8 protein-coding genes are annotated in these 7,436 nt (G+C 53.7%); 1 reads left to right on the top strand and 7 read right to left on the bottom strand.

What is annotated here, in order from left to right:
- Window positions 1–63: 63 nt before the first annotated feature.
- The 5 genes from MUU53_RS22615 to MUU53_RS22635 all read right to left on the bottom strand — a co-directional run bounded on the left by MUU53_RS22615 (window position 64) and on the right by MUU53_RS22635 (window position 5,801).
- Entirely contained in the window at window positions 64–1,548 is a 1,485-nt protein-coding gene (locus MUU53_RS22615) for a TniQ family protein (RefSeq protein WP_247262864.1), read from the bottom strand.
- Window positions 1,549–1,597: 49 nt separating this feature from the next.
- Window positions 1,598–2,551, bottom strand: coding sequence for an ATP-binding protein (locus MUU53_RS22620; RefSeq protein ID WP_247262865.1), 954 nt, complete (start codon window positions 2,549–2,551; stop codon window positions 1,598–1,600).
- Window positions 2,551–4,863 (bottom strand): Mu transposase C-terminal domain-containing protein, encoded by a 2,313-nt coding sequence (locus MUU53_RS22625; RefSeq protein WP_247262866.1) that lies wholly within the window; start codon window positions 4,861–4,863, stop codon window positions 2,551–2,553. The genes MUU53_RS22620 and MUU53_RS22625 overlap by 1 nt, the downstream gene beginning before the upstream one ends.
- 90 nt (window positions 4,864–4,953) lie before the next feature.
- Window positions 4,954–5,637 carry a PDDEXK family nuclease gene (locus MUU53_RS22630; protein ID WP_247262867.1) on the bottom strand — a complete coding sequence of 228 codons (684 nt, stop codon included), beginning with the start codon at window positions 5,635–5,637 and terminating at the stop codon, window positions 4,954–4,956.
- The gene (locus MUU53_RS22635) at window positions 5,631–5,801 is read right to left on the bottom strand and encodes a hypothetical protein (protein WP_247262868.1); all 171 of its coding nucleotides are present in this window, start codon (window positions 5,799–5,801) and stop codon (window positions 5,631–5,633) included. Before MUU53_RS22635 ends, MUU53_RS22630 begins: the two co-directional genes overlap by 7 nt.
- Before the next feature lie 313 nt (window positions 5,802–6,114).
- On the opposite strand from MUU53_RS22635, the gene MUU53_RS22640 reads away from it, so the two are divergent.
- Window positions 6,115–6,498 (top strand): hypothetical protein, encoded by a 384-nt coding sequence (locus MUU53_RS22640; RefSeq protein WP_247262869.1) that lies wholly within the window; start codon window positions 6,115–6,117, stop codon window positions 6,496–6,498.
- Here MUU53_RS22640 and MUU53_RS22645 read toward each other — a convergent pair.
- Complete coding sequence (locus tag MUU53_RS22645; RefSeq protein WP_247262870.1) at window positions 6,434–6,862, bottom strand: hypothetical protein; 429 nt, start codon at window positions 6,860–6,862, stop codon at window positions 6,434–6,436. The two genes, MUU53_RS22640 and MUU53_RS22645, sit on opposite strands and share 65 nt — an antisense overlap.
- 29 nt (window positions 6,863–6,891) lie before the next feature.
- Entirely contained in the window at window positions 6,892–7,209 is a 318-nt protein-coding gene (locus MUU53_RS22650) for a hypothetical protein (RefSeq protein ID WP_247262871.1), read from the bottom strand.
- Window positions 7,210–7,436 lie beyond the last annotated feature (227 nt).

A 7,436-nucleotide genomic window follows, 5' to 3' on the forward strand; every position in this document is an offset into this window, starting at 1 on the left:
CAACTTCATGGGATTCGTCAAACTCGCAGCCATCGCCATCTGGCTCAAATAGCTAAATCGTCACTACCGCCTAGCGCGATCAAGGAATTCTCCTCCGAACCCCGATCCAGAAAGCTCGTCGATCTCAGTCGGGTTGACCATGATTTTATCGAGCCGAAATTCCGGTCTCGACATTTGGACGTGGGCCAGCTGGCCACTCAGAATGAGTGCGATGATCTCAACGAACGCCCGATGGCAGATTTTGGTAGCGTCCAGAACCGGTACGAGATCGTGTTCTGTCGGAGTAGGCGAAAGACGAGCCTCAACGCGATCCTGAAACCGCTGTACCTCGTCAGCCGACACCCATCGGTACACTCGGCCCATGGCCTCGCCATTTGTTGAGAATGGCAGATATCCCTCGTTCAACAGTGCTTCCATTTGCGTCATTGCACATCCCAGACGTTCGGCGGCTTGGGTCGTTGTCAACTGCGATGCGGCATCAATCAGTAACGCGTGGGCCTCGTCTTTACGAAAAACGACACTGCGGCTCCCAAAGACCGCGATGACGGCCTTCCCACCTGCCTGATTAATGACAACATCGCGAACGCGAGCCTCCGGTAATCCGTATTCCTTTGCTGCAGAATATACGGTGTGAACCCGCCTGCGGCTGACGACAGTCAGGAATGTTTCGCCTTGTTCAAGTGGAAGATGTTTCTCGGCGTGATCCTGAAACAGTTCCCTGATTGAGCCGTAATCACCGCCGGGGACCTCGTCTCGCAGCCATCTCAACGGCAGCGAATAGACCATCGGGTATTTGGAAGCTTTACCGACCATCTTCACGATGTACGACGTCAGGAAATCCCAGACTGCCTCTCGCCCTTCCGCAGCGATTGCATATCCTGACGCCAGACACTCGGGGTTCGTCATGCCTCCCGGCACGCGATCAGAAATCTTTCCTTCGGCGGCGAAGTGATGAAGCCCTCCGAGAACCGCGCAAAGTTCAGCGGCAACGTAGAGGGGCAGCGTGTCGAGATAAGAAGTGGCAGGTGGTTCTAACAGTCGCTCTGAAAAGTACCGATCATGCGGCAATGCGCCAGATGCCACTGCATACTTCACGTTGATATCTGTAAGTGCTTTCAGATCAAGAGTGTCAAAATCTTCGGGAAGATCGACAAGCGGAACTCCGTGTCGCGAGCACCTAGAGATCACGCTCAAACGCCAAGTTGCCCGCATGTAAATGCGGGTTCTAGGATAACCTGTCCCGTTTCGAATGTCGTCCGAAAAGCAGTGCGGACAGTACCTGCGGTGAGTTGCCCTCAACTGTGTACGCTTCACTTGCGCAGCACCAAAAGCAACGATGCCATCTCGCCTGATGGCGAACGCCTGCAGGCGTGCTTCCGATACGCCGCTCCACCGAACTACCGCATCGAGTTCGTCGCGATCCATTGCAATGATTCCGCCCTGGCGGGTACCGGTAAAGTCGCAAAACTCAGCCAGAGAATGAAAGCCATTCGCCAAGACCAACCGCGCTACAAAACTCTCCGCCGTCTCGTCGTCAAAGGGCAACACGACATGTGGAAGTCAACCAAAGTTGCTCATTTAGTAGTCTCCTTTCCACCTAATCCATGTCAGACAGGGAGTGCGAAGGGTTGATGCTCCTCCAATCGGTAGTCGTGAATGGGTTGTCAGCTGCGAGGTTCCCGCGCCGGGATTTGTACGCGGCGGCAAAGTCCCCAATGGTCACGTTTGTCCCGGCGCTATCCAGGACGCGAAAACACGCTTTCTGGGTAATCTTGATCATGGTCCCAAATGCACCCTTAGACGCCACGATCAGCCGGGCAATCAGCTCGTCTTCCTCAGTCCACCCAATCTGGAGCCCTGCGTCGTCTTCCACGATTTGGCGCACAACCTTGCCGATAGCTTCCGCGTTTTTCTTTGTGGATTTCACGAGATGGAAGCGTTGGACCTTCGCTCGATTGGCAACCTCATCGCTCTCCATAAAGCGTTTCATCTTGGGCGTACCGGAAAGGATCAAGTGAAGCGGCCAATCGTCGATCTCCGTTAAGCCCTTCACAAAATCTTGCACCTGCAGTATCGCGCCTTCAGTCCCACCCGTATTCACGTGTTGCATTTCATCGAAGTGCAGGTACCTGATCCCTCTAAACTGCAGTTGCCGGGCAATCATAGCCCACCGCGAAACCGCATTCTGGTTGGCTTTGGCGTACAGATTCCATTTGTTCAAAACGGTGTCGGCCAAGCTTTTGGGTGAACAGTCGGGCGGACACCTTATGCTCAGCAACGGAACCACGCGCTTTCCGAACTCATCCTCGTATGGCTGAAACGCTTCCATTCGTTTGAACAGGCGTGCGAGGGCGGTACTTTTTCCAGTGTCAGAGTGCCCGATTACGAAGAGAATACGATCTTTCGATCCGCCTCCCCTCTCGCAGCGCTTCGCGTTATTGACGAGATCGGTTACCATGTCCTCAAGCTCCCTGTCTTTGAGCTGAAGATAGTATTGCAGCTCCATATGGAGCTTGCGGTCCTCAATGGACATGTCGCTGAAATTGCTCATTACTTGTAATCTCCGAGTTGGGAATCTTCGTCGTCCTCATCAATGTCGGCAACAGCCTCATCCACATCAGGGTTGATGTAGACCTCGGGCTCGACAGCCTTCTTTTTCGGGGCCTTCGGGGCCAGGATTTCGGTAGGAAGCTCTCCAACACGCCCCTGAAGCAAAGGAGTTGCCTGAGGAGCAGGCGTTGCCAGAAGTGCCAGCTCACCAGCTTCTGCCTTCGTGATGGCGCGGCCTTCGAAAAGCCTCGCAGTGGCGCGAGACATGTCTTCGGCACTTCGCATATGGGGGGAAATACCACCACGCAGAGCAGCAGCATCTACGACGCCATGTACCCAGTTGATGCCGTCATACATGGTGGGCGCAGAGCGCGCTGATCGCTCTTCGTTTAGCCGCTCAAGTTCTTTTTTCGCCAAGTACCATTCTTCGAGGCAAACATACGGAGGTACTCCAATGCAATTTCCGACCGTCAACCATCCGTCCTCAGTGTGGACGGAAATCGATTCCAGGTCGCGAGGATGGAAGCGGACGGGGAAGAGCTTCTTCGAACCGTGCTTACGGCGATACGACTGGAGTTCATCGGAGTTGTATGGAATGCCGTGAAGGACAATGCCTTCGCTGCGGATGGTCTTGTCCTTCTTCACTCCGAAGATGTGACGTTTTTCGTGTCGACCAGGAACTGGGCGCATCGGATAGGTACGCTTTTTCAGTTCCCACGCCTCATAGGGCGTCAATCCGTTCAGGCGGGCACTGGGAGTGTTCATGAACACATCGCAAAGCCAGCGATAAACGATCACCATGAACTCGTCGACGATTAGGGTTGCATTAGCGACGGAATCGTAGTCGCGACGTTCGACAACGTTGGAAAACGTGCGACCATCGAAATACGACATCAAGTCTTTCGCAAATGTCTTGAACAGCGATTCGATGAACGGTCGTTTCCATGCTTGACCCGCTGGCGGTCGAGTCAGGGACACGCTGCTCATGAGGAAGGCGTCACGTGTGATATCAGCGATGTAGGGCGTCCCGTTATCAGTGAACACGTTCTCCGGCCGCACTTTTGCGGCCCAAGGCGTCTTTGCACCCACGAGGTTCGAAATGTGTGTCTTATCCGACATTACCATTTCGAGGGCCTCGACTACGGCGGAAGCACAAGGCTTTCGGGTTGCCTTCAGCGCCAAAGGCATGGCGGTCGCGGCGTCAATTGCACCCACGAACCAAATGCGCTGGGGTTTGTCTGCTGAGGCTTTTTCCAGGGCGGTCTGAAATTTGGCAGGAAGACGCAACCAGACGCCGGTTTCTTTCATCAGGGTAATGCAATCGACATTCCAGTCGTCGAATTCGACACGCTCACCGGGGCGAACTACGTCGTAAGAATCCATTTTCGGCTTGTAGACTGCATGAGCGTAAGGCTCGCCTTCATGAGCAGCGAGAACGTCGAAGGCCCTCAGCTGTTTAATCATATTCTCAAAGCGCTTGCGCTCGACAAAGATCAGTTTGGATTGGCCTTCAGTTCGCGCCTTGTTGGCTTCGTGGATGCGGGCGTTCGCGATTTTCCGTGCCTTCGACATCGGCACTTTGCGTTTCGAAGCATATTCGGCAGCAGCCTGCCGCCAGATCGCATAGCTTTCGGCGCATTCGACCTGCAGGTGACGGCGCTTCGGCCCCTTCTGCTGGGGAATGAGCGCACGCACATCGTCACCACAGCCTTCATATTTGCTAACGTATGAGTTGAAGCTGCGAACTGTTGGCACTTCAAAGCCGTTGGTCTTCTTACCGGCACGTTTCTTTCTTACTTTCCCAGTCTCTTCGTTTTTTTCCTTCTGAAGCAGCTGGTACTCGACGGTCCAAGTCAGCAACAGCTCTTCCAATGAACGCCCGCCGGGCATTTCCGCTGCTGGTTTCAGGCTGCGGGGCACATACTGCCCAACCTCGACACACCAGGCACGGTGTTTCAAGACGAGGAATTCGTGGTAGCGAGCAATGGCAACGCCGTCGGGTTTAAACTCGTCGACGGTTTTGTTGCCGAACCGCTCGTAAGCCTTCACACCCGTCTCAGTGTAAAAACCAGGGTAAAACTGTGCGCGACCCTCATCGATTGCGAGTTCGATTTCGGTATGCTTGATGCGCCTGTGCGTCATCGGATCATTCTCGTGAAAGAATAATGTATCCGTCGCGCGGTACGAAATCGCGATGAGGGGTGTGCCCTCATAAACGAAACGGTCGCTCGGCGTCATGAGGGGGATTGAAGGTGTGCTTTCCGGAACGGGACGCAGTTCAAGCTTGCCGTTAGCGTCAGAGTTGTCAGTCATGGTGTCCTCCTTGGACATAGCTTCGCCGTGCTCCGAAAGGTGCTCGAAGTGGCTGGGCTGGGATGGAATGGGTTGTGGGCTAGGGGGCGATTAGATTTCGACCGTGAACCAGGTCAGCTCATTGATGAGGCCTGGCTCGGGCTTTAGGTACCCAAGGTCGATGAGCCGCCATATGGCGGCCGTACGGGACGGCCGGTCGATGCCCAGCGTGTACATCTGGTAGAAGCACACCTTAGCTTTGGCTCGCTGCTGAAGCTCATCCAGCAGAGTTTGAACGTGATGGTCGTCGTGTAATTCTCGATAAAACAGGATGCTATCGGCATTGCGCACGACCCACCAAGGAACATCCTGCTCGGTCATGATCGTCAGTTTATGAAAACGATCACGATACTCGGGCAGCATACCGTTAAAGACGGCCTCGACTTCCGCCCTCTTCTTCTCCTGTTTGACCGCAACGGCCTCCCAACGGCCGCGTGTATCACGGACGCAATAGTCGATGGTGTGTTTGTGAAGCACGCCTTCCTCGTCATGATACTCAACTGTCATGAACTGCGAGCGCACCTCGACAACGCCGGGCTGGGCTTTCAGGAACGAGGCAACCTTCTTCTCAGTGCCGCTTTCGTGCTGCACCTCACGATTGTTGAACACGGACGAACCGTTCGTGTTCAACAGATGCTTAGGAGTGACGTTACGCACACCCTCGTGGCGCAGCGGCTCAACCCACAGCATCGGTTCGCCGTCAATCAGAGTGGGGGAATGGGGACTGCTTACCATCGTGTCGTACGCATCCCGACGATTGCATCCTTGTCCGCGTCCGATCCGGTGTCTTGGAACACCTCAAATCGAGAGCGAATGTCGGCTCCGGCACCGGAGCGCAATTCGGTCAGAATGGCACGACGCACCAACACGTGGTGCAGCACATTTTTTGATGGGCGCATAGATACCTCCTGGGCGCACATGGGTGGCAGCCCATCCGGAGGTAGAGGACACAGTGTCCTTACTTCAGATGGAGCTGAGGAAGGTCTTTCCTAGATTGACGATGCATATCATCGTGGGGCTCCGTGTTTGAAACTGGGGCGGAACATACTCAGCGGCGGTACCGGGAGTCTAGCGGGGAATTTGTGCGTTAGAAATATGGTTAATGAAGCGGATGGCAGTAGGGCCAGTTTCACATTAACCTGGTCCATTGCTTTAGAAGTTTACTTACCTGTTTTCGATAGTCGTCAGGCGTTCTGGTAAAAGGTGTAACGGATGACTGATAAATTCCTAAACGAAGCTGAGGATGAAGGTGATGGCTCGGGTGTCGGCGGCGAGAGTGGTTCGGCAGCAATGGGCGGTGGTCCAAGACTGAACCCCACGCCAAATGCTGTAAGTCCAAGCGACACGCAAGGCCTGCGAAAATACGGTAGCAATCCGTCGATGCCACCGCAAAAACACGACGCACAGCAACGGTATCCATCAATCAAGCAATTGGATAGCAGCGAAGAACTCCCCAATGGTTTCACAGTCGGGGAATTAAACGGTGTCTGGTATCTGTATGACGAGAAAGAGAGGCCTATAGGAAGGTTTACTAGTCGTGAATTTGCTGTGGCAGAAGCTGCGCGGCGGAAATCATGGGGTGGCTTCCGCATGTAGATAGTGTCATTTTATCGCGCCAGCGCTTTTGTATCGCCAGTAATTCATCATAACGTGCTTTCTGGGCAAGGTCAGCGTTCTTGTAGTCCAGGGAATAATAACCTAAAATCAGGTTATTGAGAGCTTGAGACGCATGCATCTCTTCGAATTGCATTAAATAATCAATCGTCCTTATGTTTAGGGCGATTTGTTTATTTACATTCCAATCGGGACGGAGAATTCTTTTTCGTGCGTCTCCTGGAGGCGCATCGATGAAGGGGTACATTGGGTCGGTTACTTGAATTGAGTCGATCATGGCCAGTCCCGATGATGTTAGTATTACCATACTGAGGCACACTTTCATCGGCCGCAAGCTCTGCTCCATTCACGGCACCTATTGAGCAGGCGAACCAATCAGTAGATCGACTTGTCTAGAAAGTCGGTAGTTTCGTGTGCCACGACCTGCCCGTCCACAATAAGCTTTAACAGGTTGATGTTCTTGTCAGGTCCCAAACTGAAGGCTTGTGACGTGTCGTAGTATCGATACTGAAGAACTAGCCGTTCACCCGGCACTGCGAGCTGATAGGCCCACATAAACCGGTCATCTTCCGGTGGACATTCCTTCAGGCCACGGGCCTTCACGAACTGATCAATGACTGCCGTATCTTGGAGACGGCTTGCTTCGGCCATAGCCTCAACGGCAAAGCGGTGAATTGGTGTCAGTAATGACATCTAAAAATCCCCTCAAGGCAGGCCGCATAGAAAGCTGACCTTGTTCTTCCTCATCTCACGCCAATGGACACGCCGCGAACTCATCCGCTTTGCTGGCCAGAAACACGCTTTCTATGTAGTGGCCTGAAGCGTCAGCTTGCGCGCGAGCCACCCTAGGCGGTAGTGACGATTTAGCTATTTGAGCCAGATGGCGATGGCTGCGAGTTTGACGAATCCCATGAAGTTGG

This window comes from Affinirhizobium lemnae, assembly GCF_022968395.1.
Lineage (GTDB): Bacteria > Pseudomonadota > Alphaproteobacteria > Rhizobiales > Rhizobiaceae > Neorhizobium > Neorhizobium lemnae.